Origin of the sequence: Brevibacterium samyangense (genome assembly GCF_039529845.1) — a bacterium.
Classification (GTDB): Bacteria; Actinomycetota; Actinomycetes; order Actinomycetales; family Brevibacteriaceae; genus Brevibacterium; species Brevibacterium samyangense.
This window is the reverse complement of sequence record NZ_BAAANO010000008.1, coordinates 177157-202422: the sequence shown is the minus strand read 5'-3', so window position 1 is coordinate 202422 and position 25266 is coordinate 177157. Positions and strand designations below refer to the sequence as shown.

Sequence of the window (25266 nt, the reverse complement as noted above, 5' to 3'; positions counted from 1 at the left end):
GAGTCATTTCTCGGTCGTGACGTCCGAGGCGGCACCGGCGGCGAGGAACCCGAGGTCGATCGTCGAGGCGCCGTCGAGGGCGAGCTCGGCACCGATCCGACCGAACGCCGGCGCCATCTTGAAGCCGTGGCCGGAGAAACCCGCGAGGAGGACGACGTTCGACATGGCAGGGTGGGGACCGACCCATTCGTACCCGGAGCGGGTGAACGACTCGAAATAGGTCCCGAGGCGCATCGGGTAGTCCTCGAGGCCGGGCATGAACCGGGCGATGCACTCCCGGAATCCGTCGAGGTGACGTTCCTCCACCCGGTGCGGCGCGGTGTCGGGGTTCTCGACGATGTGATCACCGGAGTCCCCGAGGCCGAGCTTGAACGCCGTCCGGTCCGCGTACGGCAACCCGTACGCGTAGGTCGGTGCCATCCGGATGAAGGGCAGAACGCCGGCGAGGTGCCCCGGCTCCTGCGGGAGGAACCACGCGGAGACGAGGCAGCGGGACTCGAAGACCCCGGAGAGCTCCGGGAACAGTACGCGGGTCCACGCCCCGGGAGCGGCGACGACCCGGTCGAAGACCTGGTCCTCGCCGTTCGCGGTGATCCGTACGGAACCGTCGTCGCACTGTGCCATCGCGGTGACGCGGGCCCGCCGGACGATCTGCGCGCCCGCCTTCTCGGCCGCCCGGGCCGCCGCGTACACCGTGCGTTCGGGGAAGATCGTGCCACCGTCCCGGTCCCAGATCGTGAGGTCGCCCGGGTCGAGGTCGAACTGCGGGAACTCCTTCCGGGACTCGGCCCGGTCGAGCACCCGGTACTCCCGGTGGGAGGACTCCACCGCAGAGAGGGCCGCCCGCATGTCCGGTACGCCGGGGTCGCCCATGAGGAGCGACCCGGAGATCTCCCGCACCTGCATGCCGGACTCCGCCGCGAGGACCTCGTAGAGCTCGTCGGCGAGGTCCGCGATCGGGGCGTACCCGGGGTCCTCGTACTGGAGTGTGCGGTACAGCCGTGTCTCACCACCGGCGGCGCCGCGGGAATGGCCGGGAGCATAGGTCTCGTAGCCGACGATCTCCGTTCCGGTCCCGACTCGGGTCGCGAGCTGCCAGAGCACCTGCGCGCCCATCGTTCCGAGACCGACCACTGCCACGCGCATCGGGAGTCACCTGGTTCTTCGTGCACGGACACGCGGCCGGATGGAGTCCGGTCGGGAATCCGACCGGACGAGGGGGACGACCGCCCGCCCTGGGGATGAGGGGGAACGCGAGCGCGTATGACGTCGCTCACATCACGACCTCATCACACGCACTCCGGCATCGTCAACGCACGACCGGGGGATTTTGCACGGATGTCACACGGCGCCCGGACAGGAGGACCGTCCGGGCGCCGTGTGCGCTCCGACCCGCCCGGAGGCGGGACGCAGACCCGCCCGGAGGCGGGACGCACGGCCGAGGCGCGGGGCGCCTCGGCGCGGAGGGGCGTCAGCCCACGGGGAGGACGCGGGCGTCCTCGGGCTTCCAGCCGATCGTCACCGTGTCGCCCGGGGTGCCGACGAGCGCACCGGAGTCGGCGGCACGCACGATCCCGCCGCCGGCGGGCGTGGACACGCGATACTTCACGGAGTTGCCCACGTACGTGACGTCCTCGACGGTCGCCTCGACGGTGGCGGCGAGGGCCGGATCGAGGTCCGCGGCCGAGGCGCCGATCCCGACGTTCTCGGGACGCACCATCATGCCGGCCTCCCCCGTCCAGTCGTGCTGCTGCGCCACCGGGACGGCGAGGGCCCCGGACGTGAAGCGTGCGCCGTCGTAGGCGCCGGTGAGCGTGACGGACTCGCCGACGAAGCCGGAGACGAAGGCGTTCGCAGGGTTCTGGTACAGGTCCCGCGGGGTCCCGATCTGCTGGACGACGCCCTGGTTGAAGACGACGATGCGGTCGGAGAGTGCGAGCGCCTCGTCCTGATCGTGGGTGACGAAGACGACCGTGGTACCGAGGTCCCGGTGGAGGCTGCGGATCTCCTGCTGGAGCTGCTCACGGAGGGCCTTGTCGAGCGCGGAGAGCGGCTCGTCCATGAGGAGCAGCGGCGGGCGGAAGCAGATCGCGCGGGCGAGGGCGACACGCTGCCTCTGACCGCCGGAGAGCTGGACGGGCAACCGGTGTCGGAAGTCGGTGAGCCCGACCTTCTCGAGAGCGAAGTCCGTCGCCTCCCGGATCTCCTCCTTCGGCAGCTTCCGCTGCTTGAGCGGGTAGGCGACGTTCTTCTCCACCGTCATGTGCGGGAAGAGCGCATAGCCCTGGAACACCATGCCGATGTTCCGCTTGTGGATGGGCGTGTGCGTGAGCGGCTTGCCGCCGAGCATCACCTCACCGTCCGTGACCTCCTCGAACCCCGCGATGCAATTGAGGGTCGTCGTCTTGCCCGAGCCCGAAGGGCCGAGGAACGTGACGAACTCCCCCGGCTCCACGGTGAGGGAGATCCCGTCGACCGCGGTGAAGTCGCCGAACTTCTTGGAAACCGATCGCAGTTCGAGGGCTGCGCCGATGGGGTTCTCAGGCATCGATCTTCTTCTTTCGCTTGTGACCGGGAAGGATGGCGAGGAGCGCGGCGACGGTCGTGATCACCATGATGACCGTCGCGGCCGCGGCGATCGTCGGATCGACCTCGCGCTGGATGGACGAGTACATGCGCACGGGCAGGGTCTGGAGGTACGGGCTCTGGATGAACATCGACACGACGACCTCGTCGAACGAGGTGATGAACGCGAAGAGGAAGCCCGAGAACAGTCCCGTCCGGAGGTTCGGCAGCGTCACGGTGAAGAACGCCTTCACCTTGCCGGCCCCGGAGATCCATGCCGCCCGTTCGAGCTGCGAGTCGTAGGTCGAGAGCACTGCGCCGACATTCACGACGACGTACGGAAGCGCGAGCACGGTGTGCGCGATGAGGAATCCGGGGAGCGTGCCGACGAGGCCGGTCCGGAGGAAGATCGCGTAGACGCCGACACCGAAGGCGACCGCGGGCACGAGCATCGGGAGGATGAGCGCACCGTTGGAGAACGCCTTCGCGAAACCGCTCGTCTTCGAGAGCCCGTAGGCCGCGAGCGTACCGAGCACGAGCGCGATGATACCGACGAGGAGCGCGATCTGGATCGAGTTGAGCAGACCGCCGATCCACTGCGGGTGCGTGAAGAAGTTCTCGTACCACTGGAGCGAGACGCCACGCGGCGGGAAGGCGAGCGACTTGTCCGCGGTGAAGGACAGCGGAATGACGACGAGCGTGGGTGCGATGAGCCACAGTGCGATGAACCCGCACACGATCCACAGTGCGATCCGGCTCGCGGCCGGCTGCTTTCCGGTCCTGCTCATACCTGTGCACCTCCGATGTTCTGGACCTTGATGCCGAGGATCCGGGCGACCCAGAACACGACGACGAAGACGAGCCCGACCGTGAGGAGCAGCGCCCAGGCGAGTGCGCCGCCGTGGCCCCAGTTGAGAAGCTCGTTGATCTGCGAGAACAGAGCGTTCGGCAGGATCTGTTCACGCGGCGAGCCGAGCAGCGCCGGCGTCACGTAGAACCCGAGCGAGAGGATGAAGACGATGAGCGTCCCGGAGAACACGCCCGGCAGCGACATCGGCAGGTACACCTGGGCGAACGCCTTCGCCGGGTGCGCGCCGAAGATCTGCGCCGCGAGCGGGATCCGCATGTCGATCGACTGCATGACGGAGGCCATCGGGAGCACCATGAAGGGCATGAGCACCTGGCACATGCCGATGAGCACCGCGGTCTGTGTGCCCAGCAGGCTGATCGTCGGCACACCGAGCGGCCCGAGGATGCTGTTGAGCACGCCGTTGGGCTGCAGGATGATGATCCATGCGAAGGTCCGCACCATCATCGACGTCCAGAACGGCAGCAGGACGATGAGCATGAGGATTCCGGCCACCCGCTTGCTCGATGTCGCGATGAGGTAGGCGAAGGGATAACCGAGGAGTGCGGTCACCACGGTGGCGGTGAACGCGAGCCGGATGGTGCGCCACAGCAGTTCGAGATTGAACGACTCGGTGAACAACCACACGAAGTTCTGCAGTCCGACCTGTGGGTCCGTGAATGCACGGACGAGGACAAAGAGGACGGGGACGACGAACGCCACGACCACCACGACGACGACCGGCAGGACCAGTGTCAGATACGGCAGTGGGAGGGCGCGCTTCCCCGGATTCGCAGCAGCCACAGGCCACCTCCGGTTTCTGTTCGCTCGGGTGATGATGTGCCGTGCGGCGCCCGGCCCCGGACGACCTCTGTCCGAGGCCGGTGACCGGGCGCCACACGGATGAACGGGGGATCAGCTGTTGATGAACGCCTGCCAGTCGGCGGAGAGCTGATCGAGGTTCGGACCCCAGTACTCGGGGTTCGCGGTGAGGGACTGTTCGACGACCTCGGGACGGGCGACGTTGAACTCCTGGGCCTCCGGGGAGAGCGCGGGCTCCGAGTCCGTGTTCACCGGGGAGTAGGACGACCCCTCCGCCATCTGCGCCTGCTGGGCCTCACCGAGCGCGAAGTTGATGTAGGCGTGCGCAGCGGTGACGTTCTTCGAGCCCTTCGCGATCGAGAAGGAGTCGTTCGCCATGAATCCCTGGTTCCAGACAGGGGCGAAGTTCGTCCCGGACTGGTTCGCCTCGAAGACGCGACCCGACCAGCCCATGATCATGTCGACCTCGCCGCCCTGGATCATCTGCGTCTGCTCGGCGCCCGAGGTCCAGAAGACCAGTGAGTCGTCGATCGACCGGAAGGCGTCGATCGCACGCGCGGTGTCGAGCGGGTAGAGGTCCTCGGGTGCGACCCCGTCCGCGAGGAGCGCCGCCTCGTACGTACCTCCGGTCGGGGTGGCCCGGCCGTCGATCCCCCGTGTGCCGGGGAACTTCTCCGTGTCGAAGAAGTCCTGCCAGCCCGTGGGCGGATTGTCACCGTACGTGTCCGCGTCGTAGAAGAACGTGTACGAGTAGCTGAGCGAGGGCACGTAGCACTCGCCCTGCGGCATCCCCTCGGGGATCTTCGAGACGTCGATGAGGTCGTAGTCGAGCTTCTCGAACAGGGTGTCGCAGTGGGCCGTCGCGTAGTTCGGAGCGGCGTTCACGACGTCCCAGGAGACGTGACCGGCCTCGACCTGCGCCTGGAGTTTCGCCATGTCCGTCGGACCGTCGGACAGCAGCGTGGCGCCGGTGGTCTCCGCGAAGGGCGTGCTGAACGCCTCCTCCTGGACGTTCTGGAAGCCGCCGCCCCAGGACACGAAGGTCATCGAGGTCCCCTCGAGGGACCCCTCGGGGACCTCGCCGGCGACCGGGTCGGCGAAGGCCGCGGGGTCGACCTCGGCAGCCTCACCTCCCTGCATGCAACCGGTGAGCAGTACGGCGCCCGCGCCGAGAACCGCGAGCGTCTGCAGGCGTTTCTTCATGAGGGGTCTCCTTCGGGTCTGATGTCGTGTCGGGGGGAGGTCCGGGTGCGGGACGCGGACGGTGCGTCCGCGACCACCCAGACGAGTTCTGCCGCGACGTGACCGATGTTCACGAGGCGATGGGGTCGTTCGGACGGGAAGTCGATGGAGTCGCCGGTCCGGAGGATGTGTTGCACCCCGTCGAGCTCGGCGGCGACGAAACCGGCGCGACACACGAGGATCTCGTGCTGCCGGTCATGGGTCTCGGGCGTTTCCGCACTCGCGGCACCCGGTTCGAGCCGGATGACGTGGAGGTCGAGGTCGAGGGCGGCCCGGCTGTACTCCGTGCGGGTGCACCCGCCGGTCACCTCGGTCGGCGCGTCCTCCCGGCGGAGGACCCGCTCGCCGGCGGGAGCGGCGCGGAACAGCGCGCCCACCGGGATCCCGAGGGCCGCGCAGATGCGGGCCAGCGAGCTGATGCTCGAGTCGGTGAGGCCACGCTCGAACTGGCTGATGAAGGAGGTGCTGAGCCCGGCGCGCTCGGCGAGATCGCCCTGCCGCAGACCTCGTCGGACGCGGTGCTTGCGTACTTCCTCACCGAGCTCACGGGGTGAGACGTCCGCCACGGGAAGAGTGTCCGCGGTGGGTTCCGTCGGCATGTGCGAGCCACGGGTCACGGGTCACCTCCTTCGCGTGCAGCAGTACGTACGTCGGCCGCGCCGCACTCTTGTGCGTGGACGGCGAACTCTCAGTCGCTTCCTCCGGGTTTTTCAGGGACTGTTCACTTCACCACGGGACCGGGACGCGGGTCAAACAGCCCAGCTGCATCGGGGGACCCGCATTTCCCATGAACCTGCGGGCAGGACAGGGCACGCGTGCGATGGAACTCACGCTCGGACGACCCCGGTTCAGGCAGGGTACTTTCCCAGCCGACCACGGCCGTGCCGCACGGTCAAGAGTGCGCACGTACTCCACACACAGAGTTTGCACGGCCGAAACGCAATATGTTGCGGGTGGATCACGGGGGCCTCGAGCGGGGCCGAGGCGCCGGCGCGGTGTCCGAGGTGCGTGGCGCCTCGGCGCCCCTCGACCGGCCCGCTCCCCCGGACACGACGAAGTCCCGGGTCCGACGCGCGGGGCGCCGGTCCCGGGACCTCTCGTCGCCGGAGTCGGAGGAGGACTCAGACGGTGCCGTTGTCCTCGTACGCACGCATGATGCCGATCCGGCGGGAGTGCCGTTCGTCGCCGGAGAAGGGCTCGGCGAGGAAGGCGTCGACGATCGCGAACGCCTCCTCCTGCGAGTGCTGACGGGCGCCCACGGAGACGATCTGGGCGTCGTTGTGCTCCCGCGCCAGCTTCGCGATCTCGGTGTTCCAGGCGAGTGCCGCACGGGCACCCTTCACCTTGTTGGCCGCCATCTGCTCACCGTTGCCCGAGCCGCCGACGACGACACCGAGCGAGTCGAGACCGGCCTCGCGGTCGTCGACCGTGGCCTGCGCCGCGGCGATGCAGAACGCCGGGTAGTCGTCGAGTGCGTCGTACTCGTGGGCGCCGTGGTCGACGACCTCGAATCCGGCCTCGGTCAGGTGCGCCTTGAGCGCCTCCTTGAACTCGAAGCCCGCGTGGTCGGTTCCGAGATGAACCTTCATGAGAGTCCTTACGTGAGGTGGTGGTGTGGTGACGATCGGTCAGTCGAAGATCGGGCCCTGGGTGCGGGTGCGCTTGAGTTCGAAGAAGCCGGGGGTGCCGGCGACGGCGAGGAGGCCGTCGAAGAGACGGCCGGCGTCCTCGCCCTTGGGTGCCGGCGTCACGACCGGGCCGAAGAACGCGACGTCGCCGACCGCGACGACCGGCGTGCCGACGTCCTCACCCACGCGGGAGATGCCGTCCTCGTGCGAGGCACGCAGCGACGCGTCCCATTCCGTCGAGTCCGCCGCCGCCGCGAGTTCGGCGGGCAGGCCGACCTCGGCGAGCGCCTCGGCGATGACCGTCGGGAAGTCGTCGTTGCCACCGGGGTGGATGCGGGTGCCCATCGCGGTGTAGAGGGGCTCGATGACCTCCTCGCCGTGCTGCTCGGCAGCGGCGATGACGACACGCACGGGGCCCCACGCCTTCGTCATGCGTTCCTTGTAGGCCTCGGGGAGCTCGTCGCGGCCCTCGTTGAGGACGGCGAGGCTCATGACGTGGAACTTCACGTCCACGTCGCGCACCTTCGTCACCTCGAGGGCCCAGCGGGAAGCCATCCAGGCCCAGGGGCACATCGGGTCGAACCAGAAGTCGAGAGTGTTCGCAGCCATCGGCGGGTCTCCTTCGTACGGGGCGTCGGGATCGAGGAGTGCAGGGACCGCGGATCCGTCGGCGGTCCGCCGCGGGCGGCCTGCTCCAGGTGGTGTCCGTGGTCCGTGGAACAATGTGGCGAGTTCGATCTTCCCACTTTTGTGATCGCACCCCAAACACGGAGGTCCCCGGTGCCGCAGCACAATCTCACCCGTCAGGAAGCCACCACACGCGCCGCTCTCGTGAGCGTCACCTCCTACGAGATCACGCTCGTCCTCGACGGTGCCGGTGACCACTTCCGATCGGTGACGACGGTGCGTTTCCGCGGTGAGGAGGGAGCCTCGACCTTCATCGACGCGATCACGCACTCGGTCCACTCCGTGGTGCTCAACGGCCGGGAACTCGACCCGGACGAGGTCGTCTCCCCCGGCCGGATCGCACTGCCGGGTCTCGCCCAGGACAACGAACTCGTCGTCGATGCCGAGTTCCTCTACATGAACACCGGTGAGGGACTGCACCGCTTCGTGGACCCGGTCGACGACGAGACCTATCTGTACACCCAGTTCGAGGTCCCGGATGCCCGGCGCGTCTTCGCGGTCTTCGAACAGCCGGATCTCAAGGCGAGCTTCTCGTTCACGATCGTCGCGCCCGCGCACTGGACGGTCGTGTCGAACTCCCCCAGCCCGGAGCCCGAGGACGCCGCAGCTGTGCTCGCGGGTCTCGGCCTCGACGGCGAGGCGAAGGACACGCCGGGCACGGATCTCCGGGTGTGGGCTTTCGCCCCGACCCCGCGCATCTCCAGCTACATCACCGCGATCATCGCGGGCCCCTACGCATCCGTCCGTTCGTCCCTCGACTCGAGCGACGGCGAGGAGGTCCCCCTCGGCGTGTTCTGCCGGGCCTCCCTCCTGACGCACCTCGACGCCGAGGAGATCTTCGACATCACCCGGAAGGGCTTCGCCTTCTACGAGGAGCTCTTCGGGACCCCGTACCCCTTCGAGAAGTACGACCAGCTCTTCGTCCCCGAGTTCAATGCAGGGGCCATGGAGAACGCGGGAGCCGTCACCTTCCTCGAGAACTACGTCTTCCGGTCCCGCCCGACGGAGGCCATGGTCGAGCGCCGCGCGGTCACGATCCTCCACGAGCTCGCCCACATGTGGTTCGGGGACCTCGTGACGATGAAGTGGTGGAACGACCTGTGGCTCAACGAGTCCTTCGCGGAGTTCATGTCGACCCTCGCGACGGCGGAGACCACCCGCTTCACGGACGCGTGGACGACCTTCGCGACCCTCGAGAAGTCCTGGGCCTACCGGCAGGACCAGCTTCCGTCCACGCATCCCATCGTCGCGCCCATCGAGGACCTCCAGGACGTCGAGGTGAACTTCGACGGCATCACGTACGCGAAGGGCGCCTCGGTGCTCAAACAGCTCGTCGCCTGGGTCGGCCGGGACGCGTTCTTCGCCGGACTGCGGGCGTACTTCGAGAAGCACGCCTGGTCGAACACCGTGCTCGCGGACCTGCTCTCGGAACTCGCGGACGCCTCGGGCCGGGATCTGCGCGCCTGGTCCGCACTGTGGCTCGAGGAATCCGGTGTCACACTCATCCGTCCGGAGATCACCCGGGGTGAGCAGAGCATCGAGTCCCTCGCACTGCTCCAGGAACCCTTCGTCCTCGACGGGCGCCCGGTCCCGTCGCTCCGTCCCCACCGCGTGGGCCTCGGCTTCTACCGGGTCCACGATTCCTCCGTCCGGCGCGTCGCGTTCCTCGAGGTCGATCTCGACGCGGAACGCGCGGAGGTCCCACTCGATGCGGCCGCGCGGTCCGCCGACCTCGTCGTGGTGAACGACGCGGATCTCAGTTACACGAAGGTGCGGTTCGACGCGCAGTCATTCGATCTCGCGACCGCGCACCTCGGCGGATTCGAGGACTCGCTCACACAGCTCGTCGTGCTCTCGACGGTGTGGGACATGGTCCGCGACGGCGAGCTCCCCGCCACTGCGTACATCGACATGCTGCTCGAGCACCTGCCCGCCGTCACGCACTCGACCGGGCTGCTCGTGCAGTTCCGGCAGCTCACGACGGCGATCGAGGCCTATCTCCCGGCGGCGGACCGCCCTGCCGTCCGCACCCGGGTCGCCGCGCGGCTGTGGGACCTCCTCACCGAGGTCCCCGCCGGCTCGGATCAGCAGCTCCAGTTCTTCCAGGCCTTCACCCGGCACGCTGCGGACGCCGATCAGCACCTCCGACTCACGGAGATCCTCGATTCCGGCCGCACGCCGTTCGCGGGTCTCACCGTCGACACGGACCTCCGCTGGGAGATCCTCATCGCACTCGCCGCCGCCGGTATCGCCGACGAGGCCCGGATCTCCGCCGTCCTCGCCGACGACGACACGGCCGCGGGCCGTCGGCAGGCCGCCACCGCCCGGGCCGCCGCCGCAGATCCGGCGGTGAAGACGCGGGCATTCCACGAACTGGTCGGCGACACCGCAGCGCCCAACGCGATGGTCGCCGCGGTGGCGCGCGGTTTCGCCATGGGTCTCGAACGACCGGACGGCGCTCTTGTGTCCCCCGCCGGTGATCTCTCCGCGTTCGACACCGAGTACTTCGACCGTGTCGCCGGGTGGTGGGAACTGCGGACCCTCGAGATCGCGCAGACCCTCACGCTCGCACTCTTCCCACCCGCTTCGCCGCAGGTGGTTTCCGCTGCACGGGAGTGGCTCGACGCCCACCCGGCTGCGCCGAAGGGACTCGTGCGGCTCATGCGCGAGAACCTCGACAATGCCGAACGTGCACTGCGGTGCCGCGCCGTTTCGGCGGGCTGAGGCGTCCGGCCGGGGCCCGTGCCACCGTCGCCCGTCACCGGTGGGGTGCGACCGGCGTGACGGATGTGCGACAGTGCTCGTACGCGCATCGGATAAAGCGTCACTGAGCCGTCACTCAGGGCCCTGTGGTGCCCCGTCCAGGAACGCTCATTACGGTGAGGAGCCGTGTTGAACCCATCGATCCTCCACGTCCCTGCCGGATCCATCGCCGCGCGCGGTGCCGAGACCCTTCTCGCGGGAGCCCCCGCACCCGCGTCGAGCAGTCCGACGACCGCCGAGGTGGTCCGCGAGGTGACCGAGCAGGCGAAGACCCCGTTCGGCCTCACCTGGGCGGATCTGCTCGGTACCCCGTTGCGGATCCTTCTCATCCTCATCGTCGCGGTCATCCTCAACTTCGTCGCGCGCAAGCTCATCCACAAGTTCGCGACGGACATCGCGCGCGGAACGAGTTCGAGCATGGCGCGCCTCGCCGCGGTCGAACACGGATCCGCCGAGGCGATCATCTTCGAACGCCGCAAACAACGCGGCAACACCGTCGGTTCCATGCTCGGGTCGGTCGCCTCGATCGTGATCTTCGCCATCGCGATCCTCATGATCCTCACGGAACTCGGCTTCAACCTCGCTCCCGTTCTCGCCTCCGCGGGTATCGCCGGCATCGCGATCGGTTTCGGTGCGCAGGAACTCGTGCGGGACTACCTGTCCGGTTTCTTCATCGTCGTCGAGGACCAGTACGGCATCGGGGACGTCGTCGACCTCGGTGAGGCGATCGGCGTCGTCGAGGAGGTCGGCCTCCGGGCGACGAAGGTCCGCAGCGTCGACGGCACTCTCTGGCACGTTCGCAACGGCGAGATCCTCCGGGTGGGCAACCAGAGCCAGGGCTGGGGACGTGCGGTGCTCGACGTGCCGGTCCCCTACACCGCGGACCAGTCGACGATCGACGACGTCATCGCGGACACCATCGCCGCCATGCGCGAGGACCCGAAGATCGATGCCGCGATCCTCGAGGAGCCCGAGATCTGGGGTGTCGAGGCGATCAGTGGCGAATCCCTCACGATCCGGACCGTCATCAAGACGCAGCCGGGTGAGCAGTGGACCGTCGCCCGTGCCTTCCGGGCCCGTCTCAAGCGTCAGCTCGACGCCCGGGGCATCAGCATCCCGCTCCAGCAGCAGACGCTCGTCCGCACCTTCCCGGATCCCGTGTCCGCCTCGCGCACCTCGGAGACCGACTCCCCCGAGGACACCGCTCCCTCCGGCGAGGACGACGCACGCACCGGCACCGGGGTTCCGGCCTCCGGTGCCACGGCCGCGGACGGCACGACGGACCGTCGGTCCTGACGGACGACGCATCCGCCCGTCGCCTGACACAATGGACCGATGACCGACAACCCCTCCCCCACTGCGCCCGATACCGTGTTCGAGGCCGTCGGCGGTCACGAGACCTTCCGCCGACTCGTCGACGTCTTCTACCGCGAGGTCGCAGCCGATGACTTCCTCATCGCGATGTACCCCGAGGGACATGCACTCGAGGGAGCAAAACACCGTCTGCAGACGTTCCTCGAACAGTATTTCGGCGGCCCCGGCACCTACCAGGCCGAGCGCGGTCACCCCCGCCTGCGGATGCGGCATTTTCCCTATCCGATCGACACGAAGGCGCGTGACCACTGGCTCGCCCACATGCGGACCGCGCTCGACGAGGTGGCTCCGCCGCCGCTCTACGAGGCCGTCATGTGGGACTACTTCCAGCGCGCCGCCGCCGCCATGGTGAACACGCGGGATCCCGAGCCGGGCCAGGCCGCGGGGACCCCGCACCTCCCGCTCGCCTGACCGGGTCGTTCTCCCGGGCGGCGGTTCGATCGGGAGTGGGGCGCCCCACCGTCAGAACTTGCTGAGCACGTGCCCGAACGCAGTGCTCACACGCACCCAGCGGCCGCACACGAACACCCGGGCGTCCTCGGTCTCCGCCCCGAGGAACCCGAGTCCCTCGAGCGCGAACGCGACCGCTGCCGGGATCGGGAACTCGACGCTCGCCGTCAACGGGGTCGACCAGATCCGGGTGCGCAACTGCTGCACCGCATGGCTCCCCGCGCCCTCCGGGGTGCCGGCCGCCACCGCCTCGATCCCGTCCCGCGCGACCCGGCGCAGGTCCGCGGTGCCGAGGTGTCCCGCCGGTTCCCACGGTCCGCGCGGTGGGGCGATCCCCGCCCAGCTCGCACGGACCTCCTGGGGCGGAACCGGGATCTCCCGGATCCCCTCGGCCCGACCGCGGGCGAACCGGTCGAGGAGCGCGGCGGCCGGGACGACGACGTCGAGGCCGTCGTGCTCGGGGAACGGCAACCGGATCATCCGCATGCCGATCGCCAACGGTGTCCGGTCCCCCAGCCCGTGCGGGTACAGGGGCGCGCTCGAGACGACGAGCACATCCCCGTGGACGCTCATCCGGACGGCGGCCTCGGGGTCGAGGCGGGCCGCCCGTCCGGTGAAGGAGTGCCAGTCGTGGAAGTCGGCGTCCGAGCCGAGGACGAGGACGCGTGCGCTCACTTCCGTCGCATCCTCACCGGTGCACCGATGAATGGTTCGATCGCTGCGGTCTCCTCCTCCGTGAGACGGCGGGGTCGTCCCGTGCCGGAATCGACGAACACGACGACGGTCTCCGCGACCGTGTACACCTGCGATCCGTCCGTCTCCGTGATCGTGTACGCGACGTCCATCGTGGCCGGACCGACTCCAGTGATGACGGTGTCGACTGCGATGGGGCCCTCCCGGTACGGGATCGGGCTGCGGTACTCGATGCGGTGCGAGGACACGAGGAGATCGGTGTCCGTCGAGGCGGCCCCGAGGACCTTCGGCAGGACGGTGCCGTGGACGGATCGGCCGGCCGGCGCCTCGGGTGCGGGAGCTGCGACGTCCCGGGCGGCCGTCGGGGAACCGAAGGCCCGCACCCGGGCCTCCTCGAGGATCCGGAACTGCGTGACGTTGTTCACGTGGCCGTAGGCGTCCATGTCGCCCCACCGCAGTTCGATGTGCACCCGGGTGAATGGGCCGGTGATGAGGGGGTTCGTGAGGGTCGGTTCCATGCGCTCCATCTTGCCACCCGGGTGCGGTCCGCCCGGTGCCGCGGTCCTAGACTTCTCGGGTAGCCGAATCGACGGGAGACAGATGTGAGCGCCGAAGAGAACGTGGCGGCCCTGCTCGAGGTCCTCGACCTCCAGGAGACCGCAGCACTGCCGAACACCCAGGAGGACGTGTTCTTCGAGGGGATCAGCCAGTACAAACCGGACGAGCGGGTGTTCGGTGGGCAGGTGCTCGCCCAGTGCGTCGTCGCCGCCGGACGCACGGTGGCCGAGGACCGGCCGATCCACTCGATGCACGGTTACTTCCTCCGGGCCGGCGATGCCCGCGAACCCATCACCTTCGGCGTCGAGGTGCTCCGTGACGGCGGGTCGTTCTCCGCACGCCGGGTCCACGCGTACCAGAAGGGCGCGCCGATCATGAGCGTCATGACGTCGTTCCAGGAGCGCCAGGAGGGGTTCGAGCACCAGGATCCGTTCCCCGAGGGCGTGCCGGCGCCCGAGGACTGCCCGGAGCTGCGCGAACTCGTCGGAGACGTCGACCTGCCGCACGTGCGCGAGTGGGTCGTGAAGCGGCCCTTCGATCTGCGACTCGTCGAGCCCGCGATCTACCTCCACCACCACGGGGAGAAGGTCGCGCACCAGTCCGTGTGGATCCGTACCTCGGCGGCGTTCCCCGCCGATCAGCTGCTCAGCTCCGCGGCGCTCGCCTATGCGAGCGACTTCAACCTTCTCGAGTCCGGGCTGCGCAGGCAGGGACTGTCGTGGATGACCCCGGGGCTGCGGCTCGCGAGTCTCGACCACGCGATGTGGTGGCACCGCCCCATCGCGGCCGACGAGTGGATGCTCTACTCGCAGATCTCACCGTCGGCCGAGGGCGGTCGCAACCTCGGCGCCGGTCGGATCTTCGCGCAGGACGGCACCCTGCTCGCGACCGTCGCCCAGCAGGGCATGATGCGGGTGAAGCCCGAGGGCGGTCGCGGACTCGTCCGCTGAGACCGCCGCCCCTCACGAACGCGCCGAGTCGACGGTACCGATCACGGTACCGGCGCCTCGGGCCGTTCCGGGGTGGGAACCGGGAACGGTGTCCCCGGAGGCCTCCGCCGGCGGATGTCTCAGTCGCGGGTGAGGCGACGATGGGTGACGCGGTGCGGGCGGGCCGCTTCCTCACCGAGACGTTCCACCTTGTTCTTCTCGTAGGACTCGAAGTTGCCCTCGTACCAGTACCACTGGGACGGGTTCTCCTCCGTGCCCTCCCACGCAAGGATGTGCGTGGCGACGCGGTCGAGGAACCACCGGTCGTGGGAGACGACCACGGCACAACCCGGGAATTCGAGCAGCGCGTTCTCGAGCGAGCCCAGGGTCTCGACGTCGAGGTCGTTCGTGGGCTCGTCGAGGAGCAGGAGGTTGCCGCCCTGCTTGAGCGTGAGCGCGAGGTTGAGGCGGTTGCGCTCACCACCGGAGAGCACGCCGGCCTTCTTCTGCTGGTCCGGGCCCTTGAAGCCGAACGCGGACACATAGGCGCGTGAGGGCATCTCCACGGCACCGACCTGGATGTAGTCGAGTCCGTCGGAGACGACCTCCCACAGGCTCTTCTCCGGGTCGATGCCCGCACGCGACTGGTCGACGTAGGAGATCTTCACGGTCTCGCCGACCTTGAGCGAACCACCGTCGAGCGGCTCGAGCCCGACGATCGTCTTGAACAGCGTCGACTTGCCGACACCGTTCGGGCCGATGACACCGACGATGCCGTTGCGCGGCAGCGAGAAGGAGAGTCCGTCGATGAGCTTCCGTCCGTCGAAGCCCTTCTCGAGGTCGTTCGCCTCGATGACGATGTCGCCGAGGCGCGGGCCCGGCGGGATCTGGATCTCCTCGAAGTCGAGCTTGCGGGTCTTCTCCGCCTCCGCCGCCATCTCCTCGTACCGGGCCAGACGGGCCTTCGACTTGGTCTGGCGGGCCTTGGCGTTCGAGCGCACCCACTCGAGTTCCTCGGCGAGGCGCTTCTGCAGCTTCTGATCCTTCTTGCCCTGGACCTGGAGGCGCTCGCGCTTCTTCTCGAGGTAGGTCGAGTAGTTGCCCTCGTAGGGGTACAGGTGCCCGCGGTCCACCTCGGCGATCCACTCGGCCACGTGGTCGAGGAAGTACCGGTCGTGGGTCACGGCGATGACGGCACCGGGGTACGAGGACAGGTGCTGCTCGAGCCACAGCACGGATTCGGCGTCGAGGTGGTTGGTCGGCTCGTCGAGGAGCAGGAGATCCGGCTTCTCGAGAAGGAGCTTGCAGAGTGCGACACGGCGGCGCTCACCACCGGATAGCACCGACACATCGGCATCCGGCGGCGGGCAGCGCAGGGCGTCCATCGCCTGTTCGAGCTGCGAGTCGAGGTCCCAGGCGTCCGCGGCGTCGATCGCCTCCTGGAGCTTGCCCATCTCCTCCATGAGAGCGTCGAAGTCCGCATCCGGATCCGCCATGAGCTCGGAGATCTCGTTGTACCGGTCGAGCTTCGTCTTGATCTCGCCGACGCCCTCCTCGACATTGCCGAGGACGGTCTTCTCCTCGTTGAGCGGAGGTTCCTGGAGAAGGATGCCGACGGTGTATCCCGGGCTCAGTCGTGCGTCGCCGTTGGACGGCTGCTCGAGCCCGGCCATGATCTTGAGGATCGTCGACTTTCCCGCGCCGTTCGGTCCGACCATGCCGATCTTGGCACCGGGGTAGAACGACATCGAGACGTCGTCGAGAATGACCTTGTCACCGTGCGCCTTGCGCGCCTTGTACATCTGGTAAATGAATTCCGCCATAGGCTTCGCAGTCTAGTCGGTCGTGACGCTCCGGTCTGTCGCAGCACGCGCGTCGTTCAGCCGTCCGTGCCCCCGAGCGTGGATTCCCCGGAGGATCCGGAGGACGATCCGGATCCTGCGTCCCGCCCCTCGTCGTCGGCCCCCGAGTCCGGTTCCGCGCCGGCCCCGGAGTCGGCGGACTCCGGTTCCGCGGGATCTCCGTTGATGTCCTCGTGCGGGAGGTGGCCCTTGCCGTTGTCGTCGGCGCCCTCCGCCCGCTCCTCCCCGGTCGGCGCCTCGACACCTTCGGGCCGGTCGACCTCGCCGAGAAGGCAGCTGCCGTTCGACTCCGATTCCGGGACGAGTTCCGCCGTCGCCTCGCCGTCCCGGACCTCGCCCACGACGCATCCGCGGTCGGTCTTCACACCGAACATCTTCGAGGGCACCTCGTGTCCGAGCGGGGACTCGTCGAGGGAGGCCTCGAGGTCCTCCGCGGGGTAGCCGGCATCCGTGAGGACCTCGAAGAGTCGAGCGGAATCCGGGAACGGGGCGTCGTCCTGATGGAGCACCGGTTCGAGGGCGGCCACGACCTCGTCGACGACCGCGGCCTCCTCCACGGACACGGTCGTCGTCTCCGAGGCGGTCGGCTCGGAGGAGGTCTGCGCGAGGAAGGAACAGCCACCGAGGGTGAGGCCGACGAGCGCGGAGAGCACGGCGACGGCGGGCCGCGCGGCGCGCGACCGTCGGAACGCGCGGGCCTCGCGAGGACGACCGGGGGGCACGGATGCGGAAACGGGTTTCACATCTTCACTGTAACCATCCCCGGAGTCCCTTCCCGACCGCCGCGCGCCGAACCGGGGTCCCGTGCGTCGGCCCCGGCTCCCCGCGGGCGTCGGGACCGTCCGGGGCACCGGAGTCGTTCAGAAGGGCGGATCCTCGTTCCGCCCCGGAGCATCGTCGCCGGTCGCGCCGACACCGACGGTCACCGGCTCGGCCACGTCCTCGTCGTGCGTGCCGACGCCGGGATCCTCCGTCTCCGTTCCCGGGGCATCCACAGCGGGTGTTCCCGGCGCCTGTGCCATTCCACCCCAGCGATCCGCCACCGGTGCGTCGGCGTCCGCACCGCGTGTGGCGGGTGTCGCGACGTCCGTCCGCTGGACCTTGGTGAAACGGACCTCGCCGAACCGCAGGTTCACGCCGACGGCCGACGCCACGATCTGAATGGTCGTCCCGTTCCGTTGGTCGGTGCTCCATTCCCGGACCCGCAGTCGCCCGACGACCACGACGTTCATGCCGGGAACCAGCGAACTCGTCGCGTGTGTCGCGAGGGATCCGTACATCTGGACCTCGAACCAGGTGGTCTCCTTGTCGACGAACGCCCCGGTCTCCGTGTTGAGGACGGAGTAGTTCACCGCCATGCGGAACGAGGCCACCTCCTCACCGTTCTCGAAGGAGTGTTTCCGGGGCTGTGTACCGACCGTGCCGACGAAATGATTCATGAGTTTCACGGGATCCTCCTCGAGCGGACCGGCCGGTCCCGGTGACCGGCCGTCCCCGCCGACATCACCGTGCGCCGGGAGCGCCACTGCGCACGAGACGACGAACGGCCCTGTGGACGGAGAGGTCTCCGTCCACAGGGCCGTGACGCATCGTGCGGCCCGGTGCTGGTGACACACGGGGTGGACTGCCGGCGCGCTTCCGGCGGAACCGTCAGCGCAGGGACTCCCACACCCGCTTGTGTTCGGCGAGGATCGCCGTGATGGGCTCGAGATAGGTACCCGCGGCCGCCTGACGGACCGCCGCGGTGAGGCGGGTCCGCACGTCCTCGGCCGCCTCGGCCGCGCCTCGTTCCCGGGCCCTTCGGGCGAGGCCCGAGGTGATGAGCGACCCGACGATGCCCACGATGAGACACACGGCCGGTGCCGTCCACACCCACCAGGAGCCGAGGATCTCCCCCGCACCGACGAGAGCGGCGACCGCGGCGACCACGAGCCCGAGCACTCCGAGGCACGTGAGGACGAAGAAGAGGATCTGCGCGAATCGTGCACCGCCCCACCAGCCGGGAGTCACACGTTCGAGCTTCACCGCGGTGACCGCGGTGTCGAGGGTGTGGGTGAGTTCGGCCGTGCTGGACTTCTCGGCCGCGGCGACCGCCTGCTGCCACGGGGCCGGAAGAGAACCGACCGCCTCGGCGACGAGTTCGCGTGCCGCGAGGTTCACGCGGGCACTCTGGGTGCGGGTGGTCTCCGGGGTCGCGGCGCGCAGCAGCTCGTCACGGGTGGCACCGTGACCGGCGCCGAGCGGGTCCGCCTGCCCTCGCTGCATCCAGGCGAGCACCGGATAGCCGGTCTGCCGGTAGGCCCTGCGCAGGTAGTCGTCCTCGACCGTCTGCGCGAGCGCCGGGACTCCGGCGGCGTCGATCATCGCGTCCACGAGCCGTTCCGTACCGGGCAGCGAGGTCGGGTCCGCGAGGGGATCGCCGAGTTCGGCCCGGATGTCCGCGGCGAGTGCGCGCAGGTCCGAGGCGAGTCGTTCCGAGGCCGCCTCACGCGCCGCGACCGTGCCCGTGAGGACCTCGCGCAACTGTGGGACACCTTCCCTGGTGACCGCCGAGGCGGCCATGACCCGGGCATCCCCGAGCCCGTCGGCACGCAACAGGGCACCGAGGTGTTCGAGGCACGCCTTCCGCTCCTCCGCCGACAGTCGGTCGATCTGGTTGAGGACGACGACCATGTTGCTCGCGTGTTCGGTGAGCTGCGAGAGGTAATGGGAGTGGAGGGAGAAGTCCGCGTACTTCTGCGGATCGACGACCCAGAACACGACGTCGACGAGCTCGACCATACGATCGGATTCGATCCGGTGCTCGGGGGCGGTGGAGTCGTGATCGGGCAGGTCGACGAGGACGAGTCCGTGGAGCGACGCCTCGTCGTCGCCGTCGAGGGCACTCTCGCGCCACGTGCGCTTCTGCACCGGGACGCCGAGCCACGAGAGGAGCTCCTCGCCGCCGTCGCCCCACACACACGCGGTCGGTTCGGAGGTCGTCGGGCGGCGGACACCCACGCGCGCGATGTCGAGTCCCGCGACGGCGTTGAAGAGGGAGGACTTGCCCGAGCCCGTCGACCCCGCGAACGCGACGACGGTGTAGTCCTCGCCGAGGTCCATGCGTGAACGGGACTTCTCGAGGAGCGTCCGGGCACGCGCCGTGGTCTCCGGGGAGATCCGCCCGTCCTCGAGCCCGAGGGCCGTGTCGATCCCGCGGACCAGTCGTGCGATGTCCTCGTGCGTCACCCGGCTCACAGGGTTCCCTCCAGTCGATCGGCAGCGGCGGTGAGCGTCCCGGAGAACCGGGGCGGCACCTCGTGTGTGGCGAGGGCGCGGTCGAAGGGACCACGGACCCCCGCGAGGACGGCGTCGACGCGCTCGAGCAGGCCGGACCGCGCAGTGGCGGCGAGGTCCCGCGTGACCTGGTCCCCGAAGATCGTGTCGAGGAGCTTGCCCGACACCGCGGCGGTGCCTCCGGCGATCCCGGCCTCGACCCCGGTGAGTCCTCCGGTGCCGGCGAAAGCGGCGAGCATGAGCACGGCTCCGACGGCGTTGACCCCGAACGAGAGGATACGGGCCTTCGCCCGTTTGCTCTGACCCACCTCGCGGACGAGGTCGTTCACGGAGTCCGACCACTCACGGATCGTCCGGGAGAGCGCCTCGTCGAAGCCGGGCGGCAGTGTGGGAGCCGCCGAGGTGGCCTCGAGGAGGGCACGCCCCTCGGGTACGGACCTCCAGCGGGTTCCGGTCTCCGTGAGCGCCTCGATCGCCTGTTCACGCACGAGCAGCGCGATGCTCGAGCCGATCGCCTGTTCGAGGGGCCCCGCGGCATCGCGTTTGCCGGTCACCGCGTTCGTGATCCGGTCGCGCAGCCGGGCGACCGTGGGTTCGATCCCCCGGAAGAACTGGCCCGTCCCGACGAAGTCCTGCCAGCGCGCGAGCACTTCGCCGCGGAGCACGCGACCGTCGACGAGGGACCGTGCGAGTTCCTCGTGAGCCGCACCGAATGCCGAGTCGACGGCGTCCGCGAGTGCCGCGGCCGCGTCCTCCTGGGTACGGCAGTTCTCCGCCAACGCACGGGCCCGGGCCGGAACCGCTGCGAGGGCTCCCGTGAGTGTGCGGGCGACGACGCGTTCCCGGGCCGTCGTGTTCCGGCCGAGGCCGAGGACCCAGGACTGCACGGGGAACACGGCGGCCTCGGGGAGCAGGCCGTCGACGAGCTGGAGTTCGGGGACGGTGAAGATCGGGGCGGCCCCGAGGCCCGCCTCCGTGAGCAGTGTCGAGAGATGGTGCCGCACCTCGCGATTGGCCTGCGGGGGCACGCGGTCGAGCACCATTGCGATGGTCGTCCCGCGCTCGGACGACTGGTGGAGCAGTTCCCACGGGACCGCGTCCGCGTACCGGGCGGCCGTGGTGACGAACAGCCAGAGATCCGCAGCTGCGAGGAGCTGCCGCGCGAGTTTCCGGTTGCCCTCGTCGACGGAGTCGATATCGGGCGAGTCGAGGAGCGCGAGCCCGGCAGGGACGGCCTCGCTCGCCACGAGCCGCACCTGCGGCGTGCCGAGGTCGGTCGACTCCTTCACCACACGCTTCAAAGAGGGCAGGATCCGGTCGGAGGTGAAGTGGTCGGCGTCCGCGGGATTGTGCACGAGAACGGGCCAGCGGGTGGTGGGTCGCAGGACACCGGGCGTGGAGACGCGGCTGCCGACGATCGAGTTCACGAGGGTCGACTTGCCGGCACCCGTCGATCCACCGACGACGACGAGCAGGGGTGCGTCCTGGTTCTCCACCCGTGGCACGAGGTAGTCACCGAGCTGGTCCGCGAGGGACTGCCGCAGTTCACGTGCGGCGGCGGCATCGGAGGTCTCGAGCGGGAACCGCACCTCCTCGACACGAGAGGCGAGGGCGGTGAGGGCCGGGAGGACCTTCACGGACAGCGCTGGGGGATTCGGTGGGGTCGTCACAGGTCCACTCTCCCGGATTCCGGACCGTCCCACCACTCGCCACGCCGTCCCGTGACGCCGGTCACGGCCGCGAGTGGGCCATCGGGCGCTCGCACTTCCCCCGCGAGAGGACCATTCGGCTCCTCACCTGCGGGTTCGCCGAGGGATTCGACGAGGGCGATCGATTCGGTTTCCGATCCGCGGGGCGGTAACCGGATCGATCGCCCTGGGCGAAACCGTTGACTCGGAGGAGTGGGGGCCGGGTCGCGCGTGAGCGCCCCCAGCAGGACTCGAACCTGCAACCTACGGATTAGAAGGCCGTTGCTCTATCCATTGAGCTATGGGGGCCGGCCCGGCGCCGATCACGCACGGGACCAACAGGCAGGGTACCAAAGGCACCACGACCAGAGGTTCCGCCGGGAGCCCTCGGCCCTGATCGTCGAGAGCCCTCGGCCCGGATTCACCGGAGCCCTCAGCCCAGGTCGTCGAGAGCCTTCTCGAGGCGCTCGACCTTGCCGGTGATCTCACCGGTGTGGCCGGGGCGGATGTCCGCCTTGAGCACGAGGGAGACGCGCGGGCCGAACGCCTGGACCGCCTCGGTGGCGGCCTTGACGACGGCGAACACCTCGTCCCATTCGCCCTCGACGGTCGTGAACATGGCGTCCGTCGAGTGCGGGAGTCCGGACTCCCGGACGACCTTGACCGCGGCGGCGACCGCGTTGTGCACCGAGCCGGTGTCGTCCTGACCGAGCATCGGGGCGACGGAGAAAGCGACGAGCATGGGGAACTCCTTCGGGTGGGCGTGATCGGTTCGCGCGCGGCGTCCGCCGCGCGGGGNNGGGGCCCCGGGCCCGGAAGATCCCGGACCCGGGTGTTCTCAGGCCTGCGGGACGGTGAGCACGAGGGCGTCGCCCTGACCACCGCCACCGCAGAGGGCGGCGACGCCGGAGCCGCCTCCGCGGCGCTGCAGTTCGAGGGCGAGCTGGAGAACGATCCGCGCGCCCGAGGCACCGATCGGGTGTCCGAGCGCGATCGCACCTCCGTTGACGTTCACCCTGGACGCATCGATCCCGAGGTCCTTCATCGAGGCGAGGCCGACGGCGGCGAAGGCCTCGTTGATCTCGTAGAGGTCGAAGGAGGCGGGGTCGACGCCCTGCTTGCGGGCGGCCTCGCGGATCGCGGTCGAGGGCTGGTGCTGGAGCGTCGAGTCCGGCCCTGCGGTCCAGCCGGCGGCCCCGATCTCCGCGATCCAGGTGAGCCCGAGCGCCTCCGCCTTCTCCTTCGACATCACGACGACCGCGGCCGCACCATCGGAGATCGGCGAGGCGGAGCCGGCGGTGATGGTGCCGTCGGGCCGGAACGCGGGCCGGAGCTTCGCGAGCACCTCGGTGGTGGTCTCCGGACGGATCCCCTCGTCCGCACTCACGACGGTGTCGCCCTTGCGTCCCTTCACGGTGACGGGCACGATCTCGGCGTCGAGCAGTCCGCCGTCGCGCGCTGCTGCGGCACGGCGGTGCGACTCGGCGGCGAAGGCGTCCTGCTCCTCTCGTGTGAACTCCCGGTCACCGGCGTTCGCGGATTCCGTGAGGCCGCCCATCGCCTGGTCGGTGAACGCGTCCCACAGTCCGTCGAGGTCCATGTGGTCACGCACCGTGACGTTGCCGTACTTGTAGCCGGCGCGGGACTTCTCGAGCAGGTGCGGGGCGTTCGTCATCGACTCCTGCCCGCCGGCGACGACGACGTCGTACTCCCCCGCCCGGACGAGCAGTGCGGCCTGGGCGATCGCGTTGATCCCGGACAGGCAGATCTTGTTGATGGTGAGCGCCGGGACGCTCATCGGGATCCCGGCCTTCACGGCTGCCTGCCGTGCCGGTCCCTGGCCCGCGCCGGCCTGGAGCACCTGTCCCATGACGACGTACTCGATCGCCTCCGGAGCGACTCCCGCCCGGTCGAGGGCACCGGCGATGGCCGCACCCCCGAGGTCGGCGGCGGACAGGGACGCGAACGCACCCGACATCTTCCCGAACGGAGTGCGGGCGCCTGCGACGATGACTGCTTCTGGCATGGAATTCCTCCTCGGCCGGCGGCTGCGGCACCGGTTCGTGAACGGTGGGTGGCACCCGGCGGCGACGGCGTCGTCGCCGTGGTGGATGCCACAATCGCGGCCCAGCCTAGTCGACCCACGAGGGCGGCGTCGCGTGGCCCCCGACGCCCCTCCGGCTCCCAGCGGAATCCCACCTGGGCGGCAGTAGAGTGGGCACCGGTCATCCGCTCCGTCGATCACATCCGTGCACGCACACCGTGGTCGACGGAATCGGCAGTTTCCGTCCGTATCCGTTCGAGGAGTCGAAGAAGAGTGGCATCCAACGAAGAGTTCCGCACAGCGATGCGTGGTTACGAGAAGACCGAGGTCGACAGCCGCCTGCGTCAGCTCAACCAGGAGATCGAATCCCTCCGGAAGGCACTCGCGGACGCCCGCAGCCAGGTCATCTCCGCCGACCGCGCCAAGCTCCAGCTCGCGGGTGAGCTCTCCGAGGTGAAGCAGCAGCTCAAGAAGGCGACGAACGACGCCGCCGAGGCCGCCGGCCCTCCTGGTTCCCGTATCGACCACCTGCTCAAGATCGCCGAGTCGCAGGCGCGGGAGACCCTCGCCCAGGCCACGGCCGATGCCGAGACGATCCGGAACAAGGCCCGCGCGGACGCCTCGAGCCAGCGCGCCCGGATCCACACGGAGACCGGTGATCTGCTCAACAACGCCCGCGCGGAGGCCGACTCGATCACGCAGGCCGCGGACCTCCGGGCGAGCGAGACGATCCAGGCCGCCGAGAAGCGCGCCGAGGAGATCCGCACGACCGCCGAGCGCGAGGCCGCACAGCTGCGCTCGACGACGGACACGGAGACGAACGAGGCGAAGGAGCGCACGAAGCGCGAGATCGCCGCGCTCCGTGCCGACGCCGAGAAGGAGGCGACCGCCGTCCGGACGAAGGCCAAGGAGGACGCCGCGAAGCTCGTGTCCGAGGCCGAGGCGAAGGCGAAGGAGCTCGTCGCCGCCGCGGAGGCGAAGCAGGAGGCCGCCCGCAAGGCCGCGAACGACCTCGAGGTCGAACTCGCGAACAAGCGCCAGGCGTTCGAGGCCGAGGAGAAGGACCGCTTCGAGAAGGCCGCCGCGGAGAACGCGAAACTCATGGAGGAGGCCCAGGCGCGCGCGAAGAAGGCCGACGAGGAGGCCCGTGCGGCCGCCGAACGTGCCGAGGCGACGCGCAAGGAGGCCCTCGAGAAGGCCGACCAGATCATCGCCGACGGCCGGAAGCGCGCCCAGGACCTCATCTCCGAGGCCCGCACGACCGCCGAGGCGACGATCGAGGAATCCGCGGCCGAGGCCAAGCGCAACGTCTCCGCCGCGCAGTCCCAGGTCGATCTGCTCACGAAGCAGCGTCGGACGATCGTCGCCCAGCTCGAACAGCTGCGGTCGATGTTCGCCTCCCCCGCGCTCTTCGCGGACGTGGACTTCACGGAGGACAAGTCCGATCAGGAAGCCGCGGCGGCCGTCCCGACCGAGAAGATCGCGGACAAGGACGAGTTGAAGCAGCTGCTCGGGAAGGAGAAGGGGGCGGACACCCCCGCGGGCTCCGGGAAGACAGTCACGACTCCGGCCGGGTCGGAGCAGGACGGCGCGAAGACCGACGACGCGAAGACCGACGCCGGACCGAAGGAGGACGTGAAGGACCCGGCAACGAAGTCCTCCGACACCGCGGACGCCGAGGCGAAGCCGGCCTCCGACTCCCCCGCACCGCAGGAGAAGAACGGCGGGCAGGGGCAGGCCGGCGCCGCGGACCGGGCACCGGGCCGGGAGCCGGCGGGCGCCTCGGGCCCGGGCCGGAAGAAGAACTGAGGACGCGCGGACGCGGGTCCGCCACACCC

22 protein-coding genes and 1 tRNA gene are annotated in these 25266 nt (G+C 69.3%); 5 read left to right on the top strand and 18 right to left on the bottom strand.

Features of this window, described 5'->3' with window-relative positions:
* Window positions 1–3 precede the first annotated feature (3 nt).
* From ABD172_RS04890 to ABD172_RS04855, 8 genes are all read right to left on the bottom strand, one after another.
* Complete coding sequence (locus ABD172_RS04890; protein WP_344307459.1) at window positions 4–1146, bottom strand: FAD-dependent oxidoreductase; 1143 nt, start codon at window positions 1144–1146, stop codon at window positions 4–6.
* Window positions 1147–1471: 325 nt separating this feature from the next.
* A complete protein-coding gene (locus ABD172_RS04885; RefSeq protein WP_344307457.1) occupies window positions 1472–2548 on the bottom strand; it encodes an ABC transporter ATP-binding protein in 1077 nt (358 codons plus the stop codon).
* Window positions 2541–3353 (bottom strand): ABC transporter permease, encoded by an 813-nt coding sequence (locus ABD172_RS04880; RefSeq protein WP_344307456.1) that lies wholly within the window; start codon window positions 3351–3353, stop codon window positions 2541–2543. Before ABD172_RS04880 ends, ABD172_RS04885 begins: the two co-directional genes overlap by 8 nt.
* On the bottom strand, window positions 3350–4216 hold the full coding sequence (locus ABD172_RS04875) for an ABC transporter permease (protein WP_344307455.1): 867 nt from the start codon (window positions 4214–4216) through the stop codon (window positions 3350–3352). Before ABD172_RS04875 ends, ABD172_RS04880 begins: the two co-directional genes overlap by 4 nt.
* 111 nt (window positions 4217–4327) lie before the next feature.
* Complete coding sequence (locus ABD172_RS04870; protein ID WP_344307453.1) at window positions 4328–5437, bottom strand: ABC transporter substrate-binding protein; 1110 nt, start codon at window positions 5435–5437, stop codon at window positions 4328–4330.
* Entirely contained in the window at window positions 5434–6093 is a 660-nt protein-coding gene (locus tag ABD172_RS04865; RefSeq protein ID WP_344307451.1) for a helix-turn-helix domain-containing protein, read from the bottom strand. The genes ABD172_RS04870 and ABD172_RS04865 overlap by 4 nt, the downstream gene beginning before the upstream one ends.
* 504 nt (window positions 6094–6597) lie before the next feature.
* Window positions 6598–7065, bottom strand: coding sequence for a ribose-5-phosphate isomerase (locus tag ABD172_RS04860; RefSeq protein ID WP_344307449.1), 468 nt, complete (start codon window positions 7063–7065; stop codon window positions 6598–6600).
* Window positions 7066–7104: 39 nt separating this feature from the next.
* On the bottom strand, window positions 7105–7713 hold the full coding sequence (locus ABD172_RS04855; RefSeq protein WP_344307447.1) for a mycothiol-dependent nitroreductase Rv2466c family protein: 609 nt from the start codon (window positions 7711–7713) through the stop codon (window positions 7105–7107).
* A gap of 171 nt (window positions 7714–7884) precedes the next feature.
* Here ABD172_RS04855 and pepN point away from each other — a divergent pair, with 171 nt between their 5' ends.
* From pepN to ABD172_RS04840, 3 genes are all read left to right on the top strand, one after another.
* Window positions 7885–10515 (top strand): aminopeptidase N, encoded by a 2631-nt coding sequence (gene pepN / locus ABD172_RS04850; protein ID WP_344307445.1) that lies wholly within the window; start codon window positions 7885–7887, stop codon window positions 10513–10515.
* Between the two features lie 165 nt (window positions 10516–10680).
* Entirely contained in the window at window positions 10681–11850 is a 1170-nt protein-coding gene (locus ABD172_RS04845; RefSeq protein WP_344307443.1) for a mechanosensitive ion channel family protein, read from the top strand.
* 39 nt (window positions 11851–11889) lie between these two features.
* A complete protein-coding gene (locus tag ABD172_RS04840) occupies window positions 11890–12339 on the top strand; it encodes a globin (RefSeq protein WP_344307441.1) in 450 nt (149 codons plus the stop codon).
* A 51-nt stretch (window positions 12340–12390) separates the two neighbouring features.
* On the opposite strand, the gene ABD172_RS04835 is transcribed toward ABD172_RS04840, so the two are convergent.
* Window positions 12391–13053 (bottom strand): DUF8185 domain-containing protein, encoded by a 663-nt coding sequence (locus tag ABD172_RS04835; protein ID WP_344307439.1) that lies wholly within the window; start codon window positions 13051–13053, stop codon window positions 12391–12393.
* Window positions 13050–13589 (bottom strand): acyl-CoA thioesterase, encoded by a 540-nt coding sequence (locus ABD172_RS04830; protein WP_344307437.1) that lies wholly within the window; start codon window positions 13587–13589, stop codon window positions 13050–13052. The genes ABD172_RS04835 and ABD172_RS04830 overlap by 4 nt, the downstream gene beginning before the upstream one ends.
* Before the next feature lie 84 nt (window positions 13590–13673).
* On the opposite strand from ABD172_RS04830, the gene ABD172_RS04825 reads away from it, so the two are divergent.
* Window positions 13674–14579, top strand: coding sequence for an acyl-CoA thioesterase (locus tag ABD172_RS04825; RefSeq protein WP_344307435.1), 906 nt, complete (start codon window positions 13674–13676; stop codon window positions 14577–14579).
* Window positions 14580–14698: 119 nt separating this feature from the next.
* Here the strand turns inward: ABD172_RS04825 and ettA are convergent, their stop codons facing one another.
* The 8 genes from ettA to ABD172_RS04785 form a co-directional block, all read right to left on the bottom strand.
* Window positions 14699–16381 (bottom strand): energy-dependent translational throttle protein EttA, encoded by a 1683-nt coding sequence (gene ettA, locus ABD172_RS04820; protein WP_344307434.1) that lies wholly within the window; start codon window positions 16379–16381, stop codon window positions 14699–14701.
* 56 nt (window positions 16382–16437) lie between these two features.
* Window positions 16438–17163, bottom strand: a complete 726-nt coding sequence (locus tag ABD172_RS04815; RefSeq protein WP_344307433.1) for a DUF6993 domain-containing protein — start codon at window positions 17161–17163, stop codon at window positions 16438–16440.
* A gap of 117 nt (window positions 17164–17280) precedes the next feature.
* Window positions 17281–17859, bottom strand: coding sequence for a single-stranded DNA-binding protein (locus ABD172_RS04810; protein ID WP_344307563.1), 579 nt, complete (start codon window positions 17857–17859; stop codon window positions 17281–17283).
* 211 nt (window positions 17860–18070) lie between these two features.
* On the bottom strand, window positions 18071–19657 hold the full coding sequence (locus ABD172_RS04805; protein WP_344307432.1) for a GTPase: 1587 nt from the start codon (window positions 19655–19657) through the stop codon (window positions 18071–18073).
* The gene (locus ABD172_RS04800; protein WP_344307431.1) at window positions 19654–21366 is read right to left on the bottom strand and encodes a dynamin family protein; all 1713 of its coding nucleotides are present in this window, start codon (window positions 21364–21366) and stop codon (window positions 19654–19656) included. Before ABD172_RS04800 ends, ABD172_RS04805 begins: the two co-directional genes overlap by 4 nt.
* Before the next feature lie 254 nt (window positions 21367–21620).
* A tRNA-Arg gene (locus ABD172_RS04795) sits at window positions 21621–21693 on the bottom strand.
* Between the two features lie 124 nt (window positions 21694–21817).
* Window positions 21818–22126, bottom strand: a complete 309-nt coding sequence (locus ABD172_RS04790) for a thiamine-binding protein (protein ID WP_344307430.1) — start codon at window positions 22124–22126, stop codon at window positions 21818–21820.
* Between the two features lie 96 nt (window positions 22127–22222).
* Window positions 22223–23410, bottom strand: a complete 1188-nt coding sequence (locus ABD172_RS04785) for an acetyl-CoA C-acetyltransferase (RefSeq protein WP_344307428.1) — start codon at window positions 23408–23410, stop codon at window positions 22223–22225.
* Between the two features lie 291 nt (window positions 23411–23701).
* Between ABD172_RS04785 and ABD172_RS04780 the strand changes: the two genes are divergently transcribed.
* Window positions 23702–25237: a coiled-coil domain-containing protein gene (locus ABD172_RS04780; protein WP_344307426.1), complete on the top strand. Its 1536-nt coding sequence runs from the start codon at window positions 23702–23704 to the stop codon at window positions 25235–25237.
* Window positions 25238–25266: the final 29 nt, after the last annotated feature.